The sequence below is a fragment of the Streptomyces sp. AK010 genome (genome assembly GCF_014207295.1).
GTDB classification, from domain to species: Bacteria; Actinomycetota; Actinomycetes; order Streptomycetales; family Streptomycetaceae; genus Streptomyces; species Streptomyces massasporeus.
In genome coordinates this window covers 25,138-51,716 of record NZ_JACHCX010000018.1, presented here as the reverse complement: position 1 = coordinate 51,716, position 26,579 = coordinate 25,138, and the positions used below count along the sequence as shown (strand labels likewise).

22 protein-coding genes and 7 pseudogenes are annotated in these 26,579 nt (G+C 72.5%); 8 read left to right on the top strand and 21 right to left on the bottom strand.

Annotated elements, in window-relative coordinates:
- The first annotated feature begins 148 nt into the window (after positions 1 to 148).
- A complete protein-coding gene (locus tag HDC93_RS37885) occupies positions 149 to 646 on the top strand; it encodes a DUF6328 family protein (RefSeq protein WP_311774642.1) in 498 nt (165 codons plus the stop codon).
- On the opposite strand, the pseudogene HDC93_RS28960 reads toward HDC93_RS37885, so the two are convergent.
- From HDC93_RS28960 to HDC93_RS28945, 4 genes and pseudogenes are all read right to left on the bottom strand, one after another.
- A pseudogene (locus tag HDC93_RS28960) lies at positions 567 to 1,279 on the bottom strand (DUF2238 domain-containing protein); the annotation flags it as partial. The gene HDC93_RS37885 and the pseudogene HDC93_RS28960 sit on opposite strands and share 80 nt — an antisense overlap.
- 82 nt (positions 1,280 to 1,361) lie before the next feature.
- Positions 1,362 to 1,787 (bottom strand): SsgA family sporulation/cell division regulator, encoded by a 426-nt coding sequence (locus HDC93_RS28955; RefSeq protein WP_185013799.1) that lies wholly within the window; start codon positions 1,785 to 1,787, stop codon positions 1,362 to 1,364.
- 62 nt (positions 1,788 to 1,849) lie between these two features.
- The gene (locus HDC93_RS28950) at positions 1,850 to 2,887 is read right to left on the bottom strand and encodes a hypothetical protein (RefSeq protein ID WP_185013798.1); all 1,038 of its coding nucleotides are present in this window, start codon (positions 2,885 to 2,887) and stop codon (positions 1,850 to 1,852) included.
- A gap of 312 nt (positions 2,888 to 3,199) precedes the next feature.
- On the bottom strand, positions 3,200 to 4,171 hold the full coding sequence (locus HDC93_RS28945) for an LLM class F420-dependent oxidoreductase (RefSeq protein ID WP_185013797.1): 972 nt from the start codon (positions 4,169 to 4,171) through the stop codon (positions 3,200 to 3,202).
- A gap of 72 nt (positions 4,172 to 4,243) precedes the next feature.
- On the opposite strand from HDC93_RS28945, the gene HDC93_RS28940 reads away from it, so the two are divergent.
- Positions 4,244 to 5,695 carry a serine hydrolase gene (locus HDC93_RS28940; RefSeq protein ID WP_185013796.1) on the top strand — a complete coding sequence of 484 codons (1,452 nt, stop codon included), beginning with the start codon at positions 4,244 to 4,246 and terminating at the stop codon, positions 5,693 to 5,695.
- A 73-nt stretch (positions 5,696 to 5,768) separates the two neighbouring features.
- Here the strand turns inward: HDC93_RS28940 and HDC93_RS28935 are convergent, their stop codons facing one another.
- From HDC93_RS28935 to HDC93_RS28910, 6 genes and pseudogenes are all read right to left on the bottom strand, one after another.
- Positions 5,769 to 7,415 carry a serine/threonine-protein kinase gene (locus tag HDC93_RS28935; RefSeq protein WP_185013795.1) on the bottom strand — a complete coding sequence of 549 codons (1,647 nt, stop codon included), beginning with the start codon at positions 7,413 to 7,415 and terminating at the stop codon, positions 5,769 to 5,771.
- Positions 7,416 to 7,767: 352 nt separating this feature from the next.
- Positions 7,768 to 8,727 carry a threonine/serine dehydratase gene (locus tag HDC93_RS28930; RefSeq protein ID WP_185013794.1) on the bottom strand — a complete coding sequence of 320 codons (960 nt, stop codon included), beginning with the start codon at positions 8,725 to 8,727 and terminating at the stop codon, positions 7,768 to 7,770.
- Positions 8,728 to 8,850: 123 nt separating this feature from the next.
- Positions 8,851 to 10,107: a polyprenyl synthetase family protein gene (locus HDC93_RS28925; RefSeq protein ID WP_311774641.1), complete on the bottom strand. Its 1,257-nt coding sequence runs from the start codon at positions 10,105 to 10,107 to the stop codon at positions 8,851 to 8,853.
- On the bottom strand, positions 10,104 to 11,162 hold the full coding sequence (locus tag HDC93_RS28920; protein ID WP_185013793.1) for a tetratricopeptide repeat protein: 1,059 nt from the start codon (positions 11,160 to 11,162) through the stop codon (positions 10,104 to 10,106). Before HDC93_RS28920 ends, HDC93_RS28925 begins: the two co-directional genes overlap by 4 nt.
- A gap of 172 nt (positions 11,163 to 11,334) precedes the next feature.
- The gene (locus HDC93_RS28915; RefSeq protein ID WP_185013792.1) at positions 11,335 to 12,012 is read right to left on the bottom strand and encodes an AIM24 family protein; all 678 of its coding nucleotides are present in this window, start codon (positions 12,010 to 12,012) and stop codon (positions 11,335 to 11,337) included.
- 73 nt (positions 12,013 to 12,085) lie between these two features.
- Positions 12,086 to 12,709 (bottom strand): annotated as a pseudogene (locus HDC93_RS28910) (CAP domain-containing protein); the annotation flags it as partial.
- Between HDC93_RS28910 and HDC93_RS28905 the strand changes: the two are divergent.
- Positions 12,705 to 12,986, top strand: a pseudogene (locus HDC93_RS28905) (carbohydrate-binding protein); the annotation flags it as partial. The pseudogenes HDC93_RS28910 and HDC93_RS28905 overlap by 5 nt on opposite strands.
- Here HDC93_RS28905 and HDC93_RS28900 read toward each other — a convergent pair.
- A pseudogene (locus tag HDC93_RS28900) lies at positions 12,981 to 14,360 on the bottom strand (FAD-dependent oxidoreductase); the annotation flags it as partial. The pseudogenes HDC93_RS28905 and HDC93_RS28900 overlap by 6 nt on opposite strands.
- 106 nt (positions 14,361 to 14,466) lie before the next feature.
- Positions 14,467 to 14,820, bottom strand: coding sequence for a VOC family protein (locus HDC93_RS28895; protein WP_185013791.1), 354 nt, complete (start codon positions 14,818 to 14,820; stop codon positions 14,467 to 14,469).
- 63 nt (positions 14,821 to 14,883) lie between these two features.
- On the opposite strand from HDC93_RS28895, the gene HDC93_RS28890 reads away from it, so the two are divergent.
- Positions 14,884 to 15,765, top strand: coding sequence for a universal stress protein (locus tag HDC93_RS28890; RefSeq protein ID WP_185013790.1), 882 nt, complete (start codon positions 14,884 to 14,886; stop codon positions 15,763 to 15,765).
- A gap of 13 nt (positions 15,766 to 15,778) precedes the next feature.
- Here HDC93_RS28890 and HDC93_RS28885 read toward each other — a convergent pair whose 3' ends face one another.
- The 3 genes from HDC93_RS28885 to HDC93_RS28875 all read right to left on the bottom strand — a co-directional run bounded on the left by HDC93_RS28885 (position 15,779) and on the right by HDC93_RS28875 (position 18,582).
- Complete coding sequence (locus tag HDC93_RS28885) at positions 15,779 to 17,011, bottom strand: DUF4032 domain-containing protein (protein ID WP_185013789.1); 1,233 nt, start codon at positions 17,009 to 17,011, stop codon at positions 15,779 to 15,781.
- A gap of 41 nt (positions 17,012 to 17,052) precedes the next feature.
- A complete protein-coding gene (locus HDC93_RS28880) occupies positions 17,053 to 17,799 on the bottom strand; it encodes an MBL fold metallo-hydrolase (RefSeq protein WP_185013788.1) in 747 nt (248 codons plus the stop codon).
- Positions 17,800 to 17,955: 156 nt separating this feature from the next.
- A complete protein-coding gene (locus HDC93_RS28875) occupies positions 17,956 to 18,582 on the bottom strand; it encodes an alpha-ketoglutarate-dependent dioxygenase AlkB (protein WP_185013787.1) in 627 nt (208 codons plus the stop codon).
- A 104-nt stretch (positions 18,583 to 18,686) separates the two neighbouring features.
- Between HDC93_RS28875 and HDC93_RS28870 the strand changes: the two genes are divergently transcribed.
- The gene (locus tag HDC93_RS28870) at positions 18,687 to 19,325 is read left to right on the top strand and encodes a TetR/AcrR family transcriptional regulator (RefSeq protein ID WP_185013786.1); all 639 of its coding nucleotides are present in this window, start codon (positions 18,687 to 18,689) and stop codon (positions 19,323 to 19,325) included.
- Positions 19,326 to 19,342: 17 nt separating this feature from the next.
- Positions 19,343 to 21,016: an FAD-binding dehydrogenase gene (locus tag HDC93_RS28865; RefSeq protein WP_185013785.1), complete on the top strand. Its 1,674-nt coding sequence runs from the start codon at positions 19,343 to 19,345 to the stop codon at positions 21,014 to 21,016.
- Between the two features lie 19 nt (positions 21,017 to 21,035).
- Here the strand turns inward: HDC93_RS28865 and HDC93_RS28860 are convergent, their stop codons facing one another.
- From HDC93_RS28860 to HDC93_RS28850, 3 genes are all read right to left on the bottom strand, one after another.
- The gene (locus tag HDC93_RS28860) at positions 21,036 to 21,386 is read right to left on the bottom strand and encodes a DUF488 domain-containing protein (RefSeq protein WP_185013784.1); all 351 of its coding nucleotides are present in this window, start codon (positions 21,384 to 21,386) and stop codon (positions 21,036 to 21,038) included.
- Positions 21,387 to 21,505: 119 nt separating this feature from the next.
- The gene (locus HDC93_RS28855; RefSeq protein WP_030844076.1) at positions 21,506 to 21,760 is read right to left on the bottom strand and encodes a WhiB family transcriptional regulator; all 255 of its coding nucleotides are present in this window, start codon (positions 21,758 to 21,760) and stop codon (positions 21,506 to 21,508) included.
- A 103-nt stretch (positions 21,761 to 21,863) separates the two neighbouring features.
- A complete protein-coding gene (locus HDC93_RS28850; RefSeq protein ID WP_185013783.1) occupies positions 21,864 to 23,081 on the bottom strand; it encodes a saccharopine dehydrogenase family protein in 1,218 nt (405 codons plus the stop codon).
- Between the two features lie 103 nt (positions 23,082 to 23,184).
- On the opposite strand from HDC93_RS28850, the gene HDC93_RS28845 reads away from it, so the two are divergent.
- Entirely contained in the window at positions 23,185 to 23,892 is a 708-nt protein-coding gene (locus tag HDC93_RS28845; protein WP_185013782.1) for a TetR/AcrR family transcriptional regulator C-terminal domain-containing protein, read from the top strand.
- A gap of 4 nt (positions 23,893 to 23,896) precedes the next feature.
- On the opposite strand, the pseudogene HDC93_RS28840 reads toward HDC93_RS28845, so the two are convergent.
- A pseudogene (locus HDC93_RS28840) lies at positions 23,897 to 24,073 on the bottom strand (ArgP/LysG family DNA-binding transcriptional regulator); the annotation flags it as partial.
- Between the two features lie 129 nt (positions 24,074 to 24,202).
- On the opposite strand from HDC93_RS28840, the pseudogene HDC93_RS28835 reads away from it, so the two are divergent.
- Positions 24,203 to 25,485 (top strand): annotated as a pseudogene (locus tag HDC93_RS28835) (MFS transporter).
- Positions 25,486 to 25,489: 4 nt separating this feature from the next.
- On the opposite strand, the gene HDC93_RS28830 reads toward HDC93_RS28835, so the two are convergent.
- Together HDC93_RS28830 and HDC93_RS28825 are read right to left on the bottom strand one after the other, a co-directional pair.
- Positions 25,490 to 25,945, bottom strand: a complete 456-nt coding sequence (locus HDC93_RS28830; protein ID WP_185013781.1) for a cyclic nucleotide-binding domain-containing protein — start codon at positions 25,943 to 25,945, stop codon at positions 25,490 to 25,492.
- Positions 25,946 to 26,175: 230 nt separating this feature from the next.
- Positions 26,176 to 26,557, bottom strand: a pseudogene (locus HDC93_RS28825) (hypothetical protein); the annotation flags it as partial.
- Positions 26,558 to 26,579: the final 22 nt, after the last annotated feature.

The following is a 26,579-nucleotide window of genomic DNA, read 5'->3' as shown; positions in this document are numbered from 1 at the left end:
TCCACGACCTCCTCGGTTCTGCGTCATTCGCGCCGTCCGTGTAACCGTCCCCTGATCGCTCAAACCGCTTCCGGGGGCCCGCGGGACGACGACTCGTTCCGGGGAACCCGGGAAACCGGAGGGCTCAGGTCTGACACCGGGAGGAACAGTGGCGGACGCGGCAGAGGGCGGGGCCTTGCGCCGGGGGCGCAACGAGACGGAGGAGGAGAGAGCGGACCGGATGTGGCAGGAGCTCATCCAGGAGGTCCGCGTGGCGCAGATGGGTGTCCAGATCCTCTTCGGCTTCCTCCTCACGGTGGTGTTCACCGAGAAGTACGACGACCTCTCCGGCACCGACCAGACGATCTATCTCGTGACGGTCGTCCTCGGTGCCTGCGCGACCGGGGCGCTCATCGGGCCGGTGGCCCTGCACCGCCTCGTCGCCGGGCGGCGCGTCAAACCCCAGGCGGTCCAGCTGGCCTCCCGGTTCACCCTGCTCGGCCTCGCGCTGCTGCTCGCCACGACCACCGCCTCACTGCTGCTCATCCTGCGCGTGGCCACGCACGACGGCTTCGTGGCCTACCTGGTCGCCGGTGTGGTCGGCTGGTACCTGCTGTGCTGGGTCGTCCTGCCGCTGTGGACCCGGCACCGCTATACCTCGAAGTGACGGCATCGCCGCCAGCTGCCGGTCGTGCACCCGGCTGAGCAGCAGCAACGAGGCGGTGGCCCCGATCAGCGCGCAGAACATGTCCCACTGCGTGTCCCACACGTCGCCCTGGGTGGCCAGGAAGGCGTCGGCGGCGTGCCCTCCGGCCACGGCGGCCGCCCACTCGAGCATCTCGAAGACGGCACTGAAGGCCAGACACGCGCACACGGTCAGCGGAGCGAGCCAGCGGCTGCCGCGCAGCGGCGAGGTGCGCACCAGCAGCTCGCGCACCAGCACGGCCGGTACGAAGCCCTGCATCAGATGGCCGAACCGGTCATAGGGATTGCGATCCAGACCGAAGACGTCCCGGACCCGGTCGCCGAGCGGCACCTCGGCGTAGGTGTAGTGGCCGCCCACCATCAGCACCACGGCGTGGGCGGCCAGCAGGCAGCACAACAGACCGGTGAGCGGGAAGCGCCGCCGGGTCAGCACCAGCAGCGGCAGACCCACGACGACCCACACGACCTCCAGGAACCAGGTCATGCGGTCGTGCGGGTTCCACCCGGACAGGGCCAGCACCGCGAGCACACCCCAGGCGAGGGCGGCGGGCAGCAACGGCCGGGGACCCGGACGTACGTCGGACACAGCGGACATGGCGGGCTCCTCTCGAGGCAGCCCATCGTCCAGTCGGGGGCGGGCCCTCGGCATGAGTACGCCTACTCAGACCGGCCGCGGTTCAGCCCCCGGCCAGCACGCCCGCCAGGAAGTCGTCGACATGGACCTCCTCGCAGCCCGGCCGCACCACCTCGTAGGTCTCGCGCAGGAACGCCGCGAACCCCGGCGCCCAGGCGAACACCACGGCGTGGTGGCGGCCGCCGTCGGCGCGGGCGTCGCCGAGGAACTCCAGGCGCAGCTCCTGCCACATCCCCCGCGCCTGAGGGCGTATCCGCACGTCGCCCACCCCGACCGGACGCCGCAGCGCGTCACCGAGCATCTCCCGGTCCAGCTGCCACCGGGCGAGAACGCGGCCGTCATGGCTGAAGACCACGGTGACGGCGAACGGGTCCGCGGCGTCGTAGCTCAGGTGGGCGAGCACGGAGAAACGGTCCGTGTCGCCCGCCTGGAGCTGCACCACCAGGGTCTTGTGGACGAACGAGTTCACGAGGGGGCCTCCGGGAAGAACCGACGTAGAGCCCTCTAGTACCCCCGATTTCGCCGGAATGCTCAGCCGACCGGGGGATTCCCGCGAGCGCCGCGCAGCGACTCGATGCACACCGCGACGGCCCGCTGCAGATCCTCCAGACGCTGCACCATGTCGTCCTCGTAGAACTCCCCGGCGTCGTCGAAGGTCAGCTCCTCGAACACCTTTGTCGCCCTTTGGAGGCTGCTGTAGAACTTCGTGCGCCGCTCCTGCACCCGCAGCCCCGGGTCCGTCTCCACGACCTCGACGACGAGGGACTTCATCGTGTCGTACGCCTCGGCGGCCCACTCGCCGGCGTCCTCGCCCTCGTCGAGCTCGTCGATGAGCGACAGGTGCCGCTCGGCCTCCTGGCGCAGGTCGGCGGGGGCGTCGACGGTCTGCCCGGCGGGCGTCTTGATCTGCCCCGACTCGGCGATCTGGCGCACGTAGCCGATCCGGTCGGCCGCCCTGCTCTCCCCGGCGACGGCCTTCTTCAGCTCGTCGGTGCGCACCACGTCACGGGCCAGCTCCGACTGCAGGTCCGGGTCCTCGCGCACCCGGTCCAGCAGGGCCTGGCGGGCGGCACGCGCGGTGGAGGGGTCGGCGAGGATCGCGGCGCGCAGCGCGGTGGGGTTCTCCGCCACCTCAAGGGCCTTGGTGGGCCGGATACCCTCCGCCTCGGCGGCCTCGGAGATGGCGGTGCCGCGCTCGGACGTGGCGCTGTTGCGGGAGACGTAGTAGCTCAGCCACACGTCGGCGTCCGGCAGGTCCACCTCCTGACCCGGCGTCAGCGCCTCGAAGTGCGGAACCATGCCGTCGTCCGCCGCCCGGTCCCACGCCTTGTAGTAGCGCATGACCCGCTCCGGGGAGCAGCCGGCGAGTTCGGCGAACTCCTTCGCGGACACCTTCGGCGTCTCGTCCGCGCCCTGACCGCCGGGCCGCACACTGCGCGCCACCTTCAGCCCGAAGGCCCACCCTCCGGTCCGGGCGTACGCCCCGAACTCCCGCGCGTCCCGCGCGACCAGGTCGGACAGGGGCGCCGGGGCGACGGGGGTCTCGGGCGGGGTGATGGCAACGGTCACGGACGACTCTCCTGAGGCGGGGCAGATCGGACTGCGCGAGGTGCGCACGGAAGCCTAGCGGCACCCGCTGACCTCGCCGTTCACCGCCCGCGCGGCCCGTCCGAAAACCGTTGTCCCGGGCGGACGCGGGTGCGGGAGGAGGCCGGGCATGGTGCGGCAGGGAGCGGACATGTCGCTACGCCGCCGTGCGGAGTGCGGCGGCTACGCGTCGTACGACGGTGCCCCCGCCTGTGCCGCCTGCCGCGAGGATGAGCCCCCCGGAACGGAGGGCTCATCTGGTCGAGCGGGCCGTGGAGGCGCCGGCCGTGGACGTCAGCCGAACGCGTCGCGCAGCGCGGGCAGCAGGGTCTTCTCCGACCAGTCCAGGTACGCCGGCTGCGACTCGCCGCCGATCTGGACGAGGGCGATCTCGGTGAACCCGGCCTCGGCGTACGGGCGGACGGCCTCGACGAACGCGTCCGGGTCGTCACCGCACGGGATCGCGTCGGCGACGTCGTCCTGGGTGACGAACTGGGTGGCCGCGTCGAAGGAGTCGGGATGCGGCAGCTCCGAGTTGACCTTCCAGCCGCTGCCGAACCAGCGGAACTGGGAATGCGCCCGCTCGACGGCCGCGTCCCGGTCGGGGTCGTAGCAGACCGGCAGCTGGCCGATGCGGGGCTTGCCCCGGCCGCCGTGGCGGTCGAAGGCCTCCAGCAGCCCGGCCTTGGGCTCCGTGGCGATCACCAGGTCGCCGAGCCGGCCCGCGAGTTCGCACGACCGCTCCCCGGAGACGGCGATGCCGATGGGCGGCGCCTCGTCCGGCAGGTCCCACAACCGGGCCGACTCCACGTCGAAGTGCGTGCCGCGGTGGTTGACGTGGCCGCCCTCGAAGAGCGCGCGGATGATCTCCACGGCCTCCTCGAACATCTCGTGCCGCACATCGACGGACGGCCAGCCGCCGCCCACCACGTGCTCGTTGAGGTTCTCGCCCGAACCCAGCCCCAGCCGGAACCGGCCCTCGGACAGCAGCTGCAGCGTCGCCGCCTTCTGCGCCACCACCGCCGGGTGGTAGCGGAACGTCGGGCACGTCACGTACGTCATCAGCGGGATGCGTGACGTGGCCTGGGCGGCCGCGCCGAGCACGGCCCAGGCGTACGGCGAATGACCCTGCGAGCGCAGCCACGGGAAGTAGTGGTCGGAGGTCACCGAGAAGTCGAAGCCCGCCTCCTCGGCCCGCACCACGTGGTCGACGAGCTCTCGGGGGCCGGCCTGCTCGGTCATCATCGTGTATCCGATTTGCACCATGACCAGCGAGTCCCCTGACAGCGGGCCCGGAAACGGCTCGATCAAGGTCGCCGACGGGTGCAGGATGCATCCATGAGTGCTTTCCCCCTGCCGACTTCCGGTCCGGCCGCCCAGGGTGTCGACGCCTCCGGCGTCCACGCCTTCCTCGACGCCCTCGAAGCCGCCCCCGAGATCGAGCCGCACAGCCTGATGATCATGCGGCACGGGCACCTGGTGGCCTCCGGCTGGTGGGCGCCCTACACCCCCGACCGCCTCCACCTGCTGTACTCGCTCAGCAAGAGCTTCACCGGGACCGCGGCGGCCCTGGCCGAGGCCGAGGGACTGCTCGACTTCGACGCGCCGGTGATCTCGTACTTCCCCGAGTTCGAGGCCGCCATCACCGACCCGCGTAGCCGGGCCATGCTCGTCCGGCATGTGGCGTCCATGGCGAGCGGCCACCGGCGGGACACCGTCGACGAGGCCTTCGGGCGGGACCCCGCCGAGCCCGTACGGGGGTTCCTGCGGCTGCCGCCCGACGAGGACCCGGGCACGGTCTTCGCCTACAACCAGCCCGCCACCTACACGCTCGCCGCGATCGTCCAGCGGGTCACCGGGCAGTCGCTCAGCGACTACCTGCGGCCCCGGCTGCTGGATCCGCTGGGCATCGGAGAGGTGGCCTGGCGCCGTGACCGCGCCGGCCGCGAGCTCGGCTTCAGCGGCCTGCACGCCACCACCGACGCCGTCGCCCGGCTGGGCGGGCTGTATCTGCGCGACGGGCTGTGGGAGGGCAGGCGTCTGCTGCCTCAGGGATGGGCGGCCCGGGCCTCGCTGACCCACATACCGACCGCGGGGGCCATGGGGGACGTGGACCGGCAGGACTGGGACCGGGGCTACGGCTATCAGTTCTGGACGTCCCGGCACGGCTACCGGGGGGACGGCGCCTACGGCCAGTTCTGTCTGGTGCTGCCGGAGCACGACGTGGTGATCGCGGCGACCTCGGCAACCGAGCGGATGCAGGAGTACCTCAATCTGGTGTGGGAGCACCTCTTGCCCGCTTTCGGCCCCGAGCCGCTGACCGGCCGCGAGGCCGCCGACACGGAGCTGCGGGAGCGCCTCGCCCGGCTCGCGCTGCCGCCCGCCCCGGGCCGTCCCGCGGCCCCGGAGCGGGAGCAGGACTGGGCGGCCGCCGTGTTCACGCCCTCCGCAGGGACCGGGCCGGTCCGGGCGGCCGGGCTCACCCGGGACGCGGACGGCTGGACGCTCATCCTCACCGGAGACGGGGACCGTCCGGACCACCCGGACCGGCTCGCCCTGTGTGTTGCGGGGGAGGGCTGGACGGTCGCCGAGGAACCCGTCCCGACCGCGGTGAGCGGCGGCTGGACCGATGCCTGCACGCTCGCGGTGGAGGTGGTGTTCCTGGAGACCCCGCACCGCCTGGCGCTGACCTGCTCCCTCGCGGACCGGACGCTCACCGCGCACTGGCGCACCCAGCCGCTGCACGGCGGCCGGCTCACCACCCTGCGCGCCCCGCGCCGCTCAGTCTGAGCCGGGCCTAAAGGCCTTGCTCGGTCTGGCCTCTGCCGGGAGGTCTTGCTCGGTCCGGCCCCGAAGGTCTTGCTCAGACCGAGCCCGGCCGGAAGGTCTTGAAGAACGTGTGCAGCGCCTCCTGGTTGGCGGCGTCCTCCCAGTCGGCGTCCGGGGTCGTCCAGCGCAGCGAGAAGCTGCGGCCCTCACCCAGCAGGAAGCCGCGGCCGAGGGTATGCACCCGGGTGCCGTCGACGTCGGCGGTCCATTCCATGTCGGCGGCTTTGCGGCCCTGGTACGTCGTCGCGCGGATGGCGCCGATCCGGTCGTAGTCGTCCGCCTGTTCGAGGTTGGGTTCGACGTCGTCCCGCCACACGGCCACGGGGTCCGGGCCGGCCTGATCGCTGAAGGTGACGGCCAGCGTGCGCTCGTCCCCCTGGGCGCCGAAGACGACCCGGTACGCCTCGCCGTCGCGGTCGGTGTCCAGCCGCTTCCAGCCCTCGGGCAGCGCGACCGAGAAGCCCTCCGCCGCGCGATAGCGCTGGAAGCCGGGTGGCAGGGTCGTGGCCGGGGCGGACGGTGTGGGCGTGGGAGTCGGGGACGGGGACGACGGCGTGGGGGAGGGGGAGGGGGACTCGGGCCGGCTGGGCGGCCCGGACGGATCGGCGCTGTCGCCGCCCGTGCCCTCGCCCGGCGTGGCGGCGGAGGCCGGCGGCCGTACCGGTGATTCGGCCGCGTCGCTGCCGCTGTCCGTGCCGGGCAGCCCCTGGGTCGCGGCGAGCACGGCGACCGCGACGGTGACGACGGCCAGGGCCGTTCCCGCCACCATGGTCCGTCTGCTCCACCCCGGGCTCCCCGGGCGCATCGCGGCGTAGGCGCCGCGCAGCCGCGGGACCGGTGCCGCGGCCAGGGTCGCCTCGGGATCCTCGCTCAGTGCCCGGGTCAGCGCCTCACGCACCACCTGGCGGGTCAGCCGCTCGCGTGAGTCCTTGCGGAGCAGCCCCTGCACGACCTGGGTGAGCGGCCCGGCGCGCACCGGCGTGCGCAGCGGCAGCCGGTCTACGCCCTTCAGGGTGTTCTCCGGGCGTCCCCGGTCCCGGAACGGCGGGCGCCCCTCGACCATCGTGTACAGGATCGAGCCCAGCGCCCACAGGTCGGCCGCGGGGCCGATGCGCTGGTCGCGGGCCTGCTCCGGGGAGGCGTACGCGGGTGCCGTGAGCCGGGGCGCGAGGGTCGCACCGGCCAGGCCGAAGCCGGTGACGACGACCGAGTGGTCCTCGCGCACGAACACCTGACCGGGACTGAGCTCGCCGTGCGTGATGCCCGCGGCGTGCGCGGCGTCCAGCACGTCGAGCAGCTCCAGGCCGATCCGCGCCGCCCGCACGTAGTTGAACGTGCCTTGTTCCGAGAGGAGTTCGCCCAGCGGGGTGCCGTCGATCCACTCGTTCACGGTCCACAGGGCACCGGCCTCCTCGACGGCGTCGACGACCGTGGCGATCCGGCCCGGGCACAGCAGTGCCATGTTCTCGGTGGTGCGCAGCAGGCGGGCGGAGGCCCGGCGCTCGGCCCCGCCCGGGTCCTCCAAAAGCCCGACCTGGGTCACGAGGCACGGGCGGGAGATCTCACCGGCCCCGGTGTCCTCGGCATACCAGCAGATGCGGTTGGTCTCGCGCTGGATGATCTCTAGCAGCCGGTACCGGCCGGCGACCAACTGGTGTGTGGAGACGTGCGCCCTGCCCATGGCCATCCCTCGCTGGAAACCTGGCTCTGACCTTTTCCAGAGGTACGGGGGATGAGGCACCCTGCGTTCAAATGGATCGCAACTCCGTGTTCATTCCTGTCTTTTGTTCAAGAGATGGGAGCAACTGATGGGAGCAACTGTGCGAGCAAAAGCGGCCTTTCGTCGCCTCGCGCGGTTCACCTCGGTCGCCGGGGCCGCGGCGGGCGCGGAGAATTCGCCCGCCGCCGCCCGCGGATTCGCAAATTCCCGCCTGGCCTTGGGGTAACCGTTGGTAAATGCGGACGTGTACAACGTCCGAACTCGGAGCCCTCCGATGAATTTCGCCAGGGATTCCCCGGGAGCCACCGGAACGTCAGCGCAGACCGAAGCGACGCGACCAGGCGAACAGATCGCCCGTCGTCGCGTTGCCCCCGCACACCACCAGGCCGAGCCGGGCCCCGTCGCCGATCCGCTCCAGCACCTGCCGGGCGGCGGGCAGCAGGCAGCCGGCCGCCGGTTCGGCCCACACCTTGGCGTGGTCGGCCAGATCCAGCGAACCCTGCACGGCCTCCCGGTCCGGAACCACGAGAACCTCGGTGACCAGGGCGGAGACATGGTCGTACGTCAGCTGCGACACGGACGGCGCGCTGAGGGTGGAGACGATCGACGACAGGGCGACCGGCAGCGGACCACCCGCCGCCAGCGCCTCGGACATGGCCTGCGCGCCCTCGGTCTCCACGCCCCACACCCGCACCCCGGGCCGGCGGGCACGTAGCGCGGCGGCGACGCCGGCGATCAGGCCGCCGCCCCCGATGCTCACGAGGACGTCCGTGAGCTCACCGGCGTCGGCGGCGAACTCCAGCCCGACCGTGCCCTGTCCGGCGATCACCACCGGGTCGTCGAAGGGATGGACCAGGGTCAGCCCCTCCTGCTGGAGCCGCGTCATGAGCGCGAACGCGCCGTCCATGTCATCGGTCAGCCGCACCGACGCGCCGGCCGCCTCCGCGATCTCCACGGCACGTCCGGGCGCCGAGCGCGGCATCACCACCGTGGCCTTCACATCGAGAGCCGCGGCCATGACCGAGAGGGCGATCCCGTGGTTGCCGCCGCTGACCGCCACCACGCCCGCGGCCCGTTCCGCCTCGCTCAGCGACAGCAGCTTCGCCGTGGCCCCCCGCGACTTGAACGAACCGGTGCGCTGCAGCAGTTCGAGCTTCGCGGTGACCGGAGCGCCGAGCAACGCCGACAGCCCCGGGCTGTCCACCGTCGGGGTACGCACGACGTGCCCGGCGATCTGCTCCGCCGCGGCTTCGATCTCCGAGATGCCGATCATGGCAGCCATCCTTCCGGCGCGGGGTCGTGAAACGCGCCGTGTCGAACCCTGACGTGCACAGGGGGCCCGGGTCAACGCGGTGTGGGGGCGACGGCGTCGGCGTCGGGCACCCGCTGGGGTCGCTCAGACGTCGCGCCGCACCAGGTAGCCCAGCAGCGAACGCAGTGTGCCGGCGGCCCGGGCGGTCGACGGCACGTCGGCGAGGGCCGTCTCGACGGCGGTGAGGTGCCGCCGGGCCTCCGCCAGGGCCGCCGAGCGGCCGCCCGCCTCCTCGATCAGGGTCGCCGCCGTCTCCGGCGCGTCACCCGACTCCAGGAGGCCTGCGATCCGGCCGCCCATCGGGGAACCGAGTGCCAGCAGCACGGGGAACGTCTTCTTCCCCTCACGCAGATCGCCGTGGACCGGCTTGCCGGTCACGCGGGGATCCCCCCAGATACCCAGCACGTCGTCGACGATCTGGAACGCGACCCCGAGATGCCGGCCCGCCCGGTCGAGCGCGGCGACCCTCTCGGGGCCGGCACCTCCGAGCACGGCGCCCAGGGCGGCCGCGCAGCCCAGCAACGCGCCCGTCTTGTGCTCCGCCATCGCCCGGTACTCGTCGGGCCGCACCCGTTCCGGTCCGGTCCACGGGCGGTCGGCGAACAGCAGGTCGTCCGCCTGCCCGCGCACCAGGTCGCCCAGCGCCACGGACAGGGTCCGCACGGCTCCCGCGCCACCCGGCTCCGCGGCCAGCGTCTCGACGGCCAGGGCGAACAGGGCGTCGCCCGCGAGCACCGCGGGCCCCGTGCCGTAGGCCTTCCACACGGTCGGGCGACCTCGCCGGTCCCCGTCGCCGTCCATGATGTCGTCATGCAGCAGGGAGAAGGTGTGCACCAGCTCCACCGCGACGGCCGCTGCCACCCCGGCCCGCTCCGGCGCACCGGCCGCCTCGGCCCCGAGCACCGCGAGCGCCTGCCGCACGCCCTTGCCGCCGGAGGCGACGGCCGGCGCGCCGCCGACCTCGCACCAGCCGAAGGAGTAGGCGGCCATCTCCCCGACCCAGGGGTGCAACCGCCCGACGGCCTCTTCCAGGGCGGGCCTGACCAGGGCGCGGCAGCGCTCGAGGACCTGGGGGACGTCGTCGACGCCGGCCGTGAGAGCGCCGGCTGCGAGAGAGCGGGGCTCACCCGGCCGTGCCGTACGGAGTGCCTCGTGCGCCGTGCCCTGCGGCGTCGGCCGTGCCGCAGCGGAAGCCTCGTTGGCCGAGTCCTGCCGCGTGGGCCGTGCCGTGGCCGGAGCCTCGTGCGCCGCGTCCTGCCGCTGTGCCCGGTCGGCCGCCGGGGGCGATGCCGTCGTGGCGACCCGTCGTGCCGTCTCCATCGTCGTGGGCGGCGCCGTCACCGTGCCGCCTCCGTCGCCGCCTGCTCGGCGGCCGGTATGCCGAGTTCCTCGTGGGCCCGGGCCACCATCCGGCGGGCGTGCTGGAGGCCGATGCGCTCCAGCAGGACGGCGAGGTCGGCCAGTTCGGCCGCCGTCAGGGCCCGGTCGCGGCCCAGGCGGGCCAGGGACTTGGCGAGTCCCAGGCGCGACAGGGCCTCTCCGCGCGGCTCGCTCATCTCACGGAACTCCGCGAGCGCCTGCTCGTACAGCTCCTGTGCCTCGGCGTAACGCCCCGCCCGGTACAGGACGTTGCCGCGCATCTTGTGGTTGTAGGCCAGCGCGCTGGACAGCCGCATCGCGCGGCACGCCGTCTCCGCCTCGCTCAGCAGCTCCAGGGCCCGCTCGGGGTCCCCGTCGCGCACCGACACCACGTCGGCCAGCCCGCGCAGCGCCCAGGCGTGGCCGCGCCGGTCGTCGGCCCGGGCGGAGATCTCGGCGGCCTCCTCGAACAGCGCGTACGCCGTGTCGTAGCGCCCGGTGTTGCGGTGCATCTGGGCGATGCCCTCCAGCGCCCACACCGTGTGCCGCGCCTCCCCGCGCCGCCGGGCCTCGGCGAGCAACTGTTCGTGCAGCCGGCCGACGGCCTCGTAGTCGCCCTGGATGCGGCCGGTCTCGGCCAGGCCGGCCAGCGAGTAGCCGCGCACGACGATGTCCCCGCCGCGTTCGCCGAGGTCGGCGGCCAGCTGGAGCAGCCTGCGGGCCAGCCGGAGCGCACCGCGCTGCCGGGCCAGGGTGCCGCCGCTCCACAGCGCCCAGGCCATCGCCCCGACGTCCCCGGCCTGCCGGGCCGCGCGGTAGCTCGCCTTCCAGGCCCGGTCCGCGTCCTCGACCCGGCCCAGCCGGCGGTGCGCCTCGGCCACCGCGAGTCCGGAACGCGCCGCCTCCCCGGGCTGTCCGGCGCGCTCGGCCGCTCTCAACTGCTCGGTACCGGCGGCCAGGACGTCGGTCAGGGAGGAGTTGACGGACAGAGTGGTGAGCGCGCCCTGGTACTCCGGGGCGAATGCCTTGCCGTACATCGATGCCTTTCGGTCCGTATGCACCCCATCTCTACATGGCGCGTATACATGGTGTGCATAGAGGGGTGAAAACCTGCCCCGGCCGCAAGGGCCGGGGCAGCACCTGTTGCCGATCAAGACGTCGGCGGGGCGGACCGGGTTGCCTGTGAGGCGCAGATCACCTGATGGGTGTTCAGTGCTGGCCGGCTTTGTGCGGTGTCGCCTCGCTCGGCCGGACGACGACGTACCCCTCGCCCTGGAGCAGCAGTTGCACCGCCTCGCCGGAGCCGCCGCGCAGCATCGACCCGATGGACTGGGAACGGTGCAGGGAGGTCTGCAGCCCCGCGGTCCAGCCGACGATCGCGTCGGTGTCGGCGTACACCGGGTAGTGCGGCGAGACCGGGATGACGAGTGGATTGCCCTCGCACACCAATCCCAGCTTGCCGTGCCCCGTGAAGACGCTGTTGAAGAGACCGCCGCCGGTCATGCCCGCGCCCTTCACGGTCGCGATGCGATACGACAACGTGGCGTCGAAACACAGGACGTTGCGGCCGTTGACCGTGAACTCGTCGCCGGGCTCGACATCGACGACGAAACAGTTCTGCGCCTCGTGCGCGAACCAGGCCTCACCCTGCCCACGCACCGCCATCAGCGGCAGCCCCTCACCGGTGACGGCGCGCTTGAGCATGCCGCCCACGCCCTGACCCTTGCGCTCGAACTGGAGGTTGCCGCGGTAGGAGATCATCGCGCCCTGCCGGGCGAGCATCTCGCCGCTCACCGTGTACCGGATGCACTTGGCGTTCTCGACCGCCATGCCCGGCGCCACGGCCGGCTGCACCATGTGCTCATTGGAAAACAGGTCACCCTTCATACCGGCATCCTCGCCCGGAGCGATTCCCTCCGCCAGGATCGCGCAGGAGGCCCGGTCGTGAAGCGGCCGGCCGTCAACCGCCGAAGAGCTGCGTCCAGTACATGCCGGCCCGCCCGCCGCCGGCGAACCCGACGCCGATGTGGGTGAAGCCGGGTTTGAGGATGGTGGCCCGGTGGCCGGGGCTGTTCATCCAGCCCTCCACGACGTCGGCGGGGGAGCGCTGGCCGCAGGCGAGGTTCTCGCCGATGGAACGCCGGGTGGAACCCGCGGCGGCCCGGCCCCAGGGCCGGCTGCCGTCCGGTGCGGTGTGCGCGTAGAAGCCGCGGGCCACCCTGTCCGCGCTGTGCGCCTGGGCGGCCGTGGTGAGCGGCGGGTCGGCGGACAGGGGCGGGAGCCCGTGCCGGGTGCGCTCCCGGTTGGTGAGGTCGATGACGGCCGCCGTCGTGCCGGCCAGCCCGTCCGGGGTGAAGGGCCTGGCCCACAGTGCCGTCCAGTAGACGTCACCGGAGGGGCCGTCGTGCACATGGGCCAGTCCGGCGTGGGTGAACGCCGGGTCGTACTGCCTGCGCCGGGGCCCGTCCGTACGCAGGCAGTACGCGACGAACTCGGCGGCCGTGCGCGGTCCGGACACCAGGTGCTCGCCGACGGTGAGATACGCGAACCCGGAACCGATGACACGCTGGTAGACGCAGACGCCCCGCGAGGTCATCGCCGTCAACCAGGGCGCCACCCCGCCCGCACGCCCCGTCACCCCGTCCGACCCGCAGCAGGTGTGGGCCGCGAAGAACCCCGACGGCGGTTACACCGTCGCCCTGTTCAACCTCGCCGACCGGCCCGCGGCCGTCACCGCCCACTGGGCCTCCCTCGGCTTCACCGGCAAGGCTGCGGTCCGCGACCTGTGGAAACACCGGAACCTCGGCACCCACAAGAGCCGGATCACCCCATCCCTGCCCGCCCACGGCTCACGCCTCTTCGGTCTGCCCGCTGTCCACGTCCCGCAGGGTCAGCCGCTCCAGGTGGCCGTCGCCGTGCGCGGCCTCGACGACCGTACGGGACCGGACCTTGATGTTGGGGGACTCCTCGATCTGCTGGATCAGGTAGTGCGACATCGACGCCGACAGCGACTCGCCGCGCACCAGCAGGGTCACCGACTTGGCGCTCCGGGACAGGTACATGGCCGCCTGCCCGGCGGAGTTGGCGCCGCCGACGATGAACACGTCCTGGTCCTGGCAGGACGGGGCCTCCGTCAGGGCGGACCCGTAGTACAGGCCGCAGCCGGTCAGGTCGTCGCAGCCGGGCGCCGCCAGCTGCCGGTAGGACACGCCGGTCGCCAGGATCACGCTGTGCGCGGCGACCGCCGAGCCGTCGGAGAACCGCACGATCCGCGCGGCGCCGTTGACCTCCAGGGCCGTCACCTCGCGCGCGGTGAGGATCTCGGCGCCGAACTTCGACGCCTGCCGCCGGGCCCGGTCGGTGAGCTGCGCCCCCGACACGCCGTCGGGGAAGCCCAGGTAGTTCTCGATGCGCGAGCTCTGCCCCGCCTGCCCGCCGGTCGCCGACCGCTCCACCAGCACGGTCCGCAGCCCCTCGGAGGCACCGTAGACCGCCGCGCCGAGTCCGGCCGGTCCGCCGCCGATGACGACCAGGTCGTAGAAGTCGGCCGTCGGGGTCGTCGCCAGACCGACCCGGGCGGCGAGGTCCACGGCCTCCGGCTCGACCAGCGGGGTCCCGTCCGGCGTGATCACCACCGGCAGCCGCATCCCGTCCTCGCCGGCCGCGGCCAGCAGCCGCCGCCCCTCCGGCTCGTCGGCGGAGTACCAGCGGTACGGCACCTGGTTGCGGGCCAGGAACTCCCGCACGTCCGAGGAGCGCGACGACCACCGGTGCCCCACGACCTTGGTGCTGGGCACGGGCCGGAAGTCACTGGTCCGCCAGGCCTGGAGCAGATCGTCGAGGACCGGGTACAGCTTCTCCTCGGGCGGGTCCCACGGCTTGAGGAGGTAGTGGTCGAGGTCGACGACGTTGATCGCGTCGATCGCGGCGTTGGTGTCCGCGTACGCGGTCAGCAGCACGCGCGGCGCGCCCGGATAGACGTCCAGGGCCTGTTCGAGGAACTCGATGCCGTTCATCTGCGGCATCCGGTAGTCGGCGAGGATCACCGCCACGAGGTCGCCGCGCAGCTTCAGCTCCCGCAGCGCGTCCAGCGCCAAGGCGCCGGACTCCGCCCGCACGATCCGGTACGACGCGCCGTACCGCCGCCTCAGATCCCGGGCCACGGCCCGGGAGACACCCGGGTCGTCGTCCACGGTCATGATGACGGTCCGCGCCGTATCGGCGGCCTGTGCCATACGTCCCCCACACCGGGCGGCCGACTCACGGCACGGCGCCCCGGAGCACCGCGCCGACCTCCGCCCATCGTATGTTCGATCGCCATGCGGCGCCCGGATACGGGGATCAGCTGTGGAAGGCCCCCAGCACGCAGAACTCGTTGCCCTCCGGGTCGGCGAGCGTCACCCACGGCTGCTCGCCCTGCCCGATGTCGGCGTGCCGCGCACCGAGCGCCAGCAGCCGCGCCACCTCGGCCTTCTGGTCGTCGGGGCGGAAATCGAGGTGGAGACGGTTCTTGATCGTCTTACGCTCCGGCACCGAAGTGAAGAGCAGTCCGGGCATCCGGTCCGGGGCGGGCCGGATCTCGAACTCGTCGGGTTCGTCGTTCACCACCACCCAGCCCAGAGCCTCGGCCCACCAGCGGCCCAGGGACTCGGGGTCGGCCGAGTCCACCATTACCTGCTCCCACTCCAGTGACATGCGGGCAGTGTAGTGAAGACTGATCATGAGCACGTAGTGATTTCGACGAGGGGAGACAGCCGGATGACACGCCCGATCACCGCAGGGGTCGACGGATCGCAGGAGAGCCTCGCCGCCCTGGCGTGGGCGGCGAGGGAGGCGGTGCGGCGGGGGCTGGCGCTCCGGGTGGTGCACGCCTGGCGGGTCCACTCCCAGGAGGGGATCGAGGCGGGGATCGCCGGCGACGCGGACAGTCAGGCCGAGTGGGTGCACGGCGCGGTGACCGAGGCCGTCGGGACCGTCAACGAACGGCATCCGGGCCTCGCGGTGACCACCGATGTCGTCGAGGGGCCGGTGGCCGACACCCTTGTCGCCGCCGCGGCGGACGCCGAGATGCTGGTCCTCGGCTCGCGCGGGCACGGCCGCATCGTCGGGTTCCTGCTCGGCTCGGTCGGCCAGCAGGTGATCGCCGCGACCAGCCGGCCCGTGGTGCTCGTCCGGGCCGGCGACCAGGCCTCGTCCGAGGCCGCAGGGCGGGAGGTCGTCGTGGGTCAGCAGGGCGACCCGGAGGACAGCGCCGACGCGCTGCGCTTCGCCTTCGAGACGGCTGCCGCGCGCGGGGCGACCGTGCGGGTCGTGCGCGCCTGGAACCTGCCGCCCGTCTTCGCCTACAGCCCGGGCTCGCTGAAACTCCTCGACGAGGCCGGGGGACTGGAGCCGTACGAGAGGAAGAGCCTGGCCGCCGCGGTCCGGCCGTGGCGGGAGCGCTTCCCCGGCGTGCCGGTCGAGGAGCACGTGGAGATGGGCAGCGCGAGCCAGGTGCTGCTGTCGGTGGCCGGGACGGCCCAGCTGATGGTGGTCGGCCGCCGGGCCCACCGCACGGCCGTCGGGGCCCGCATCGGCTCGGTGGCCCACGGAATGCTGCACCACGCGGACTGCCCGGTGGCGGTGGTGCCCCACGCGTGAGGGCTCCGGCCCCTCACTCCGCCGTCGGCTGCAGCGTCTTGCTCGCCTTGGGCAGGATGTTCGCGATGTAGTCCTCGACCGCGGTCTCGATGCCGATGTCGTGCTGGGCGTGCTCGGACATGTACCAGCGGTGTTCGAGGAGCTGGTGGTAGATCTCCGCCGGGTCCATCGCACCGCGCAGTGCGACCGGCACGGCCCGCACGGTCGGCCGGAACACCTCCCGCACCCAGCGGTGGGCCAGCACTTCGGGGCGGGCTCCGAGGGGGTCGCCGGGCGCGTAGTCGTCCTGGGTCGCCATCCAGCTCTCCAGGTCGTTCAGCAGCCGCCGGGCCTGGTTCTCCTCGGTGTCGAGACCGGTCAGGCGCAGGAGCTGGCGCTGGTGGTGGCCCGCGTCGACGACCTTGGGCACGAAGCTGACCGTGTCGCCGTTCGAGGCGTGCTCGATCTGCATCTCGGCGACGTCGAAACCGAGGTCGTTCAGGCGGCGGATCCGGCGCTCCATGTAGTGGTACTTGCCGGCCGGGTAGACGGAGGCCCGGGTCAGCTCCTCCCACAGGCCGCGGTAGCGGGCGCAGATCTCCATGCCGAACTCGATCGGGTCCACGGACGGGTGCAGCGCCCCGGACGCCTCCAGGTCCAGCAGCTCCCCGCTGATGTTCACGCGGGCGAGATCGAGGTCGTACTCCCGCTGCCCGGTGCTGAGCTGCGGGTGCAGGTCACCGGTCTCGGCGTCCACGAGATACGCGGCGTAGGCGCCCGCGTCGCGACGGAAGAGGGTGTTGGACAGCGAGCAGTCGCCCCAGGCGAACCCGGCCAGGTGCAGGCGCACCAGGAGCACGGCGAGCGCGTCCATCAGCCGGTGCATGGTGGCGGGCCGCATGGTCGTCTCGAACATCGAGCGGTACGGCATCGAGCCGCCCAGGTGCCGGGTGACCAGGACGCTCTCCAGCGGGGCGCCGCTGTCGTCGGTGCGGCCGGTGACCACGGCCAGCGGGTCCACCGCGGGGATGCCGATCCGGTCGAGATCGCGCAGCAGCTCGTACTCGCGCAGCGCGGGCCGCTGGGCCAGCTCCTTCACGGCGATCACCTCGTCACCGGCGCGGGAGTAGCGCACCACGTGCCGGGAGATGCCGCGGGGCAGCGGGACGAGGCACTCCTCGGGCCAGTCCTCCAGGGGCAGGTGCCAGGGCAGTTCCAGCAAGAGCGCGGGGTGTTCGGGGTTGGTCGCGTTGATCTGCAGTGCCATGCGCCCGGTGTCCTTGTCTCGCCGCCGATCGTCGTCTCACTCTAAAGGGAGCGTTCCCGGGCCCGCCGTGCGGCGTCGCGCACAAGCCCGCGGTGCACCGGCCCGTGCCCGGGGAGCAGCACCTCGCCCTCCAGCTCCGCCAGGACGTCCAGGGAGGCCAGGGCGCGGGGCCGCTCGTGGTGGAACATGTCAGGCAGCAGCTGTGGCCCCTCGACCCGCGAGGTGGGGTGCCCGCTGACCAGGGCGTCACCGGAGATCAGTACCCCGATTCCGGGCAGGTGGTAGGCGCAGTGCCCGTCGGTGTGACCTGGGGTGTGCACCGGCACCGGCCGTCCGGGCAGGTCCAGCGCGCCCGCCGTCGGGAACGCCTGCGCAGCCGTCACCGGGACGTGGGCCGTGCCGCCCGAACGCAGCGCGTGCACCGCCCACGGCAGCACGCCGGGCCGCCAGCCGTTCCTCAGTACCGTCCCGACGGACACCTGGTGCAGGAACTCCCGGCGCGCGTGCGGCACTTCGGCCTCGTGCAGGTACACGGGCGTGCCGTACGCGGCGCGCAGGTACTCCGCGCTGCCGAGGTGGTCGTTGTGCGCGTGCGTGATCAGCACGGCCGCGACCGCTTTCGGGGAGCTGCCCACCTGCGCGAGCGAGGCGAGGAGCTGCTCCCGGTCACCGGGGTAACCGGTGTCGACGAGCGTGACGTCGTCCCCCTCCGTGAGGATCACCCAGTTGGTGTTCGAACCGTGCACCAGGTAGGTGCCGTCCGCGACTCGCTGTACGTCCGCCCGCATGATCGCCCGCCTCGTGTGGTCCCGGTACCGGCCCGACGGGAGAAGACAAGCAGATCCCGCGGCGGACGGAATCGCCGGGTCCGCCGCAACGGAGCCGTGCGGCAGGGGCGTTCATGTGCTCAGCGCACCCCGTGCGGCTGGGAGTTCGGTCCGCCCTCAGCGCACGCCGTGCGGCCGGAACTGGATGCTGATGCGCGGTTCCGTCGCCCGGGCGCTCTTGGGGATCGCGTGCTCCCAGGTGCGCTGGCAGGAGCCGCCCATCACGACGAGGTCGCCGTGGCCCAGTGGGCGGCGCACGGTGTCCCGGCCGCCTCGCAGCGGGCGGAGCAGCAGGTCGCGGGGGGCTCCGACCGACAGGATCGCGACCATCGTGTCCTCGCGCGCCCCGCGTCCGATCCGGTCGCCGTGCCAGGCGACGCTGTCCCGGCCGTCGCGGTAGTAGCACAGCCCGGCGGTGGTGAACGGCTCGCCCAGCTCCTCGCCGTAGTGGGCGCTCAACGCGTCCCGTGCCTCGGCCAGCACCGGATCCGGCAGCGGGTCGTCCACGCCGTAGAACGCGAGCAGGCGGGGGACGTCGACGACGCTGTCGTACATCTTGCGCCGTTCCGCCCGCCACGGGACCTCGGCGGCCAGCCGTTCGAACAGTTCGTCCGAGCCGCCGAGCCACCCGGGCAGCGTGTCGAGCCAGGCGCCGAAGCCGAGGTGGGTACGGCTGATCCCGTCGAGAGAGCCGAGGCGGAGCTCATCGGCCTGGTCGAAGAGGGAGCCCTGGAGGTGGTGCATGGGGTCACCCTACCTCGTATTCGAATACGTGTTCCATGAGCGGGCGGACTCTTTCGATACACCGGTGTATCCAATACAGTCCTGTATCGAAAGGAGGGCCGGGCATGGCTGTCGAGGGAAGCACCGGGCGCGTGACCAGGCGTCGTGTCCACACCCGCGCCAATCTCCTGGACGCGGCGTTCTCCGTGTTCGCGGCCAAGGGCTTCGGGCATGTCTCGATCGAGGAGGTCTGCGAGGCCGCGGGCTACAGCAGGGGCGCCTTCTACTCCAACTTCTCCAGCCTTGACGAGCTCTTCTTCGCCCTCTACCGCGAGCGGGCCGACCTGATAGCCGAGCAGGTCTCCGGCGCCCTCGCCCTCGACGGGCCCGACCTCGACGTGCCCGCCGCCGTGGACCGTGTCACCGACGTGCTGCTGCTCGACCGTGACTGGCTCCTGGTGAAGACGGACTTCCTCGTGCACGCCGCCCGCGACCCGGAGGTGGCGCACAGTCTGCTCGAACACCGCGCGCGGCTGCGGCGGGCGATCGCCGAGCGGCTGGGCCGGGCCCGCGGGCACACCGCACTGCCCGCCGTACTGGGGGACACGGACGGCGCCGCCCACGCCGTGGTCGCCGCGTACGACGGCGTCACCACGCAACTGCTGCTGGACCGGGACCTGGAGCACGCCCGCGCCTGGCTGAAGCAACTGCTCACGGCCCTGCTGACCGATGGCAGCGGCACCCTCGATCACTCGAAGAACTGAAGAAGGGAACGGTCGCCATGGATGCCGATGTCATCGTCGTCGGAGCGGGCCTCGCCGGCCTGGTCGCGGCGCACGAACTGACCAGCAGGGGCCGGCGGGTCGCCCTCGTCGACCAGGAGAACGCGAGCAACCTCGGCGGCCAGGCCTTCTGGTCCTTCGGCGGGCTGTTCCTCGTCGACTCGCCCGAGCAGCGCCGTCTGGGCATCAAGGACTCCTTCGACCTCGCCTGGAGCGACTGGCGGGGCAGCGCGGGCTTCGACCGGCTCGAGGACGAGGACTCCTGGGCCGTGCGCTGGGCCCGTGCCTACGTCGAGTTCGCCGCGGGGGAGAAGCGCTCCTGGCTCGACGGGCACCACATCAAGTTCCTGCCCACCGTCGGCTGGGCCGAGCGGGGCGACCTCACCGCGCACGGACACGGCAACAGCGTGCCCCGCTTCCACGTCGCCTGGGGCACCGGCACCGGAGTCGTCGAACCGTTCGTCCGGTACGCCAAGCAGGCCGCCCGCGACGGGCTGCTCACCTTCCACCACCGTCACCGCGTCGACGCGCTCGTCGTCGAGGGCGGCACCGCCCGGGGCGTGCGCGGCACAGTCCTGGCCGAGGACCCCTCACCCCGGGGCGTCGCCTCCAGCCGCGACGCGATCGGCGAGTTCGAACTCACCGCCCAGGCCGTCATCGTCACCAGCGGCGGCATCGGCGCCGACCACGACATCGTCCGCCGCTACTGGCCCGAGCGCCTCGGCACCCCGCCGCGCGAGATGGTCACCGGCGTGCCCGCCTACGTCGACGGGCGGATGCTCGACATCAGCGCCGAGGCGGGCGTCCGGCTGGTCAACCGCGACCGCATGTGGCACTACACCGAGGGCCTGCAGAACTGGGACCCGATCTGGCCCGGCCACGGCATCCGCATCCTGCCCGGACCGTCCTCGATGTGGTTCGACGCCCTCGGCCGCCGCCTGCCCGGGCCCTGTCTGCCCGGCTACGACACCCTCGGCACCCTGAAGCACCTGCGCACCACCGAGGACATCGCCGAGTACGACCACTCCTGGTTCATCCTCACGCAGAAGATCATCGAGAAGGAGTTCGCCCTGTCGGGCTCCGAGCAGAACCCCGACATCACCGCCAAGGACCGCGCCGGATTCCTCAGGGAACGCATCCTCGGCAAGGGCGCGCCCGGACCGGTCGACGCGTTCCTGCGCAAGGGCGCCGACTTCGTGACCGCGTCCACCGTCGAACAGCTCGTCGCGAAGATGAACGACCTCACCGACAAGCCGCTCCTCGACGCGGCCGGGATCAAGCGCCAGATCGAGGCCCGCGACCTGCAGCTCGCCAACCCCTACGCCAAGGACGCCCAGGTGCAGGGCATCCGCAACGCCCGTCGCTACATCGGCGACCGCCTCGGCCGGGTCGCCACCCCGCACCGCATCCTCGACCCGGCGGCCGGCCCGCTGATCGGTGTCAAGCTGCACATCCTCACCCGCAAGACCCTCGGCGGCATCCAGACCGACCTGGACTCCCGCGCCCTCGGGACCGACGGCAAGCCGGTCGAGGGGCTGTACGCGGCCGGCGAGGTCGCGGGCTTCGGCGGCGGCGGCGTCCACGGCTACAACGCCCTGGAGGGCACCTTCCTCGGCGGCTGCCTCTTCTCGGGCCGGGCCGCGGGCCGGGCGGCGGCGAAGCAGACCGCCTGACGGACGCGGGCCCGCCTCCTCAGCCTTCGAGGAGGCGGGTCAGCACGGTGGCGTGGCTCTGCTCCGGCGTCTTCGACGCGGTCAGCAGGGTCACGTCGCCCTTGCGGACCAGATCACGCACGCTGTCGAGCGCCTCGGCGGCCTCGTCGGCTGCGAGCTCCGCCTCGTACCGCTCGGCGAACTCCTCGTACGATCCCTCGCCCGCGTGGTACCAGCGGCGCAGCTGTGTCGACGGGGTGAGCGCCTTCGGCCACTCGTCCACCCGGGCTGCCTCCTTCGCCAGCCCGCGCGGCCACAGCCGGTCGACCAGCACCCGCACCCCGTCCTCCGGCTCGGCGGGATCGTAGACGCGGCGCACACGCACGCTCATGCTGGGCTCCTCTCCGCGGCGGCACGGATCCGTGCCGCGAGCCTGACCCCGGCCGGACGCCCGTACCCCTGGGGACCGCGGCGGTGCAGCGGGCCATCCCCAGGGGTGCGGGCGTGATGTCAGCCGGAGCGGCGGCGGGCGGCCGTGCGGCGCTTCAGCGCACGCCGTTCGTTCTCGCTCGTCCCGCCCCAGACGCCGATGGACTGCCCGGTGTCCAGGGCCCATTGCAGACACTGCTCCTGCACGGGGCAGCGCCGTCGGCACACCGCCTTGGCCTGCTCGGTCTGCAAAAGAGCCGGGCCGGAGGTGCCGATCGGGAAGAAGAGCTCGGGGTCCTCGTGCCGACAGGCAGCGTGGTCTCGCCAGTTGTCCATCGAAGTCACCTGCATCGCAGTAGAAACGTGCTCTCTCGTCTGCTTACTCCTTTTCGGGTGACCTGTCGATGCGCGCTGAAACAGGGCGTTCCCGGACAGTCGTTCACTGCTCCCGCATGCCCCAGGGGGAGCCGTAGTCCGTCAGCAGGTCCAGGAACGGCCGGGCCGGGAAGGCCTCCGGGCCGAGCACGCCCGCACCGGACCAGGCGCCCGTGGCGAGGAGTTCGAGCGCGACGACGGGGTTGATCGCCGTCTGCCACACCACCGCCTGGGAGCCGTACTCCACCATCGACCACTGGTTGTCGACCACGTGGTACAGGTACACCTCACGCGGCTCGCCGTCCTTCACGCCCTTCACCCAGGTGCCCGCACACGTCTTGCCGTGCATCCGCTCGCCGAGGGTGGCCGGGTCGGGCAGGCACGCGGCGACCACGTCCCGCGGTGAGACCTTCACCGGCCCGCCCGGCCCGGGCACGGCCACCGGGTCGGTGCGGTCAAGGCCCAGCAGATGCAGCGTCTTCAGCGTCTCGACGAACTCCCGGCCCAGGCCGTACTTGAAGGTCACCCGGCGGGCGTCGACCCAGCGCGGGACGAGCAGCACCTCCTCGTGCTCCACGTTCACGCACTCGACCGGGCCGATGCCCTCGGGGAAGTCGAAGACCTCGGGCTCGCTGAACGGTTCGGTGGTGAACCAGCCCTTGCCCGTCTCGTAGACGACCGGTGGGTTGAGGCACTCCTCGATGGTGGTCCAGATGCTGAACGAGGGCGCGAAGTCGTAGCCGTCGACGGTCAGGTTCGCGCCGTCGCGGATGCCGATCTCCTCGATCTCGTCGAAGAGTTCGTCGGCGGCGTACCGCGCGAAGACGTCCGACAGGCCCGGCTCCACACCCATCCCGACGAGGGCCAGCAGCCCCTCCTTCTCCCAGTCGGCGGCCTGCGTGAACTGCTCGTCGCCGAGCTTGACCCCGCACTCCTCGTAGGGACGCTCGGCGTGGGGGCGGGACAGCGACATCGCCATGTCGAGATAGGTGGCGCCCGCGGCGCGGGCCGCGCGGAACAGGGGCATCACGAAGCGGGGGTCGGTGGCGTTGAGCAGGACGTCGCAGCGATGCCATCGCAGCAGACGGGCCACGGCCGCTTCGTCACCCGCGTCCACCTGCTCCGTGGTGAACCGCGCGTCGCCGTCCAGGGCCGCGACCGCCGCCTCGGCCCGGTCCGGGTCGTAGTCCGCCACCACCATCGCCTCGAAGAACGGCCGCCGGGCCGCGATCCGGGTGATCGCCCCGCCCACACCACCGGCGCCCACGAGCAGTACACGCATGACAGAAACTCCCTATGTGCGAAGAACGTGACGCGTCCTTGCAGAGATGAAACGCCGCCCCGTGTCATAAGGTCAATGGCGTTGGCATAAGGAGGGAGCCGTCGTGCCCAAGCCCGTGGTGCCCGAGGAGAAACGCCGCCGGCGCCGGCCCACCAAGAGCGGCACCGTGCTGTCCGAGGAGCTGATCGTCGAGACCGCGCTGCGCATGCTGCGCGAACACGGCAGTGCCGGACTCACCGCCCGCCGGCTGGGTCTCGCCCTGGACGCCGACCCGAGCACGCTCTACCGGTACTTCCGCGGCATGGACGACCTGACCCTCGCCATCGGCGACGCGCTCATCGGCCAGGCCCTTCAGGGCTGGCGGTCCACGGGGGAGTGGCGGGCGGACCTGCGGTCCTTCGGGCTGCGCATCCACGCCGCGTACCTCGCCCATCCGCAGGCCGCCCTGCTCACCACCAACCGCGTCACGGGCCGGGCCCACGAGCTGGCCGCGGACGAGGCCGTCCTGGACGTTTTGCGCAGGGCCGGTTTCCCCCTGCCCGACACCGTGCGCATCTACCACGCCTTCATCGACCAGACCCTGGCCTTCGCCGCGCTGGACGCCGCCTCGCTGGCCCTGCCCAGCGACTCGCTGCACGCCGACGAGGACATGTGGCGCTCGACGTACGCCCGTCTGCCCGCCACCACCCATCCCCGCATCGCCGAGGCGGCCCCCCTGCTCGCCACCCGGATGCTCACCAGCGCCTACCCGACGGCGCTGGAGATGCTGCTGGACAGCGCGGCGGCCCGGCTGGAGGGCATCCGCGGCTGAGGCCTCAGGCCCGCAGTGTCCCGGCCGCCGTCGCCGTCACCGTGTCCGCCACCTGCGCCAGCGCCGGCGAGTCGAGTTTCCACTGCTGCCAGTACAGCGGCACGTCGACCGCGCGGCCCGGGGCGAAGCCGACGAGCCGGCCGTCGCGCAGCAGCGGATCCGCCTGGGGCTCCGGTGGTCGCCGCCACGATGCTCGTGCTCGGCGCCGTGCTCATCGTCGGAAGCTGACACCTCGGCCGCGATGGCCGGACCGGCCGGTGCGATAGTGATCCCCGCCTGGAAGATGTAGCGAGCATCGAGGAAGCGGCGCGTGGACACGAGCGAGACCACCACCGAAGAGCGGGACCCCGATCCGCAGGCGCCCCGGCGGCGCGGCCGGCGGCGCTGGGCCATGGACACCCGCCCCCTGCGCCGCCCCGCCTACCGGTGGTTGTGGGGCTCGACGACCGTCACCGCCGTCGGCAGCCAGCTCACCGCCGTCGCCGTCCCCAAGCAGATCTACGACATCACCGGCTCCTCGGCGTGGGTCGGCGCCGCGAGCCTGGCGGGGCTCGTGCCCCTGGTCGTGTTCGCGCTGTGGGGCGGGGCGATCGCCGACACCATGGACCGTCGCAAGCTGCTGCTGATCACCACAGCGGCATCGCCGTCACCTCGCTGCTGTTCTGGCTCCAGGCTTTCGTGGGCCTGGAGCCGGTGGGTGCGCTCATGCTGCTGCTCGCCGTGCAGCAGGCCTTCTGGGGCCTGAACGCGCCGGCCCGCACCGCCTCCATAGCCCGACTGGTCCCCGAGGACGAACTGCCCGCCGCCGGCGCGCTCGGCTCGACCGTGATGCAGACCGGGCAGGTGGCGGGACCTCTGCTCGCCGGCGCCCTCATCCCCGTCATCGGGCTGCCCGAGCTGTATCTGATCGACGCCCTGGCCCTGTGCGTGACGGTGTGGGCGGTGTACCGGCTGCCGCCCCTGGCCGGCACGGCGGTGCGGCGCGCGGGCGTGAAGGAGATCGCCGCCGGTTTTCGCTACATCTCCGGGCACACGGTGCTGCTGCTGTCGTTCCTCGCCGACATCATCGCCATGGTCCTCGGCATGCCCCGCGCGCTGTTCCCGCAGCTCGCCTCCCAGACCTACGCCCCGTACGGCGAAGGCATCGCGCTGGGTCTGCTGTTCGCGGCGATCCCCATCGGCGCCGTGCTGGGCGGGCTGTTCTCCGGCACCTTCTCCCGGGCCCGGCGGCACGGCTGGACGGTGATCGGGGCGGTGGTCGTCTGGGGTGCGGCCGTCGCGGGCTTCGGGCTGAGCCGCAACCTGTGGGGCGCGGTGGCGTTCCTCGCCCTGGCCGGGGTGGCCGACATGGTCTCCATGGTCTTCCGCGGGGTGATCCTGCTGTCCGCCGCCACCGACGAGATGCGCGGGCGCATGCAGGGCGTGTTCACCGTCGTCGTGGCGGGCGGCCCCCGTCTCGCCGACGTGCTGCACGGCACCGCGGGATCCGCCTTCGGCCCCCGCACCGCCGTCGCGGGCGGTGGGTTCCTGGTCGTCGCGGTGATGCTGGTGCTGGCCGCCGCCGTACCGGCGCTGCGGCGCTACCGCGTCTGACGTCTCACAGCGCGCCCCGCCGGTGCAGGGTGTACTGCTCCATCAGCTTGCCCCGGGTCATCTCCAGCCGGTGCGCGAGCACCTCGGCGACGTTGCGCACCAGCATCACCCCGAGCTCCGGCTCCTCCTCGCACAGCTTCAGCACGGCCTGCGCGTCGAACTCGTAGGCCCGCACCGGACTGAAGGCCACCGCGCCGAAGTCCCAGGTGTACGGCGGAAACAGCCACGACCAGCCGAGCAGGTCGCCCGCGCCGAGGCTGGCCACGGTCACCCGCTGCAGGGAGTTCACCTGCTGGTCCAGGGAGACGGCGCCGGAGCGGATGACCCAGAAGCGGTCGGCCGGGCCGTCCGCCTCGAAGATCCGGGCGTCCTCGGGGAAGGACACCTCCCGCGCGAGCGTCATCAGGCGCTGCCGTTGCGGCGGAGGCAGGGCGGTCAGGAGTTTGATCGCTTTGGTCATGCGGAGCTCCTCGCCGGGCGGTCGACTGCGGTGCTGTCCCCAATCCCATTTCAGCCGCTGGTGGGGCCTTGGGCACCTCGGTGTACGAGACTTCTTGCGACGGACCGTCCGGGCATGAAAAAGCCCTGGCTGGACGGGGGAGACCAGCCAGGGCCGTACTGCGGCGATGCACGGAGGACGAGGGGTCGACTCCGTCACCACGTATGAGTGAACGGTAAACCATCTAGGGGTCATGTGTGCCCCCAGAACCCGGTTGCGTGACCCGTTTCACTTCCGCGGCACTCCGCGAGCACCCGGATCCTCTCCAGCACAGGGTCCTCCGGGAGCTCAGGGTCCTCCGGGTCAGCCAGGTTCATGCCCGCGTCGAGCCCCGTCCGCAGGTACGCCGGCACCGGCTCCGTCAGGCGCTCGCCCGGGAGGACCGCGGGGATGCCCGATGGATACGGCGTGATCATCTCGGCCGCGATCCTCCCCGCCGCCTCGGCCACCGGCGCGGACTCGGCCGGAGCGAAGCAGGCGGGGCAGCACCGCCTGCTCCATCCGCAGCTCCGCCGGGGACGGCACCTCCACCCGCGCCCCGGGCAGGTCCGGCGCGGCACGCGCGAGGTCCCGCGAGGATCTCTCAGACCGCCGG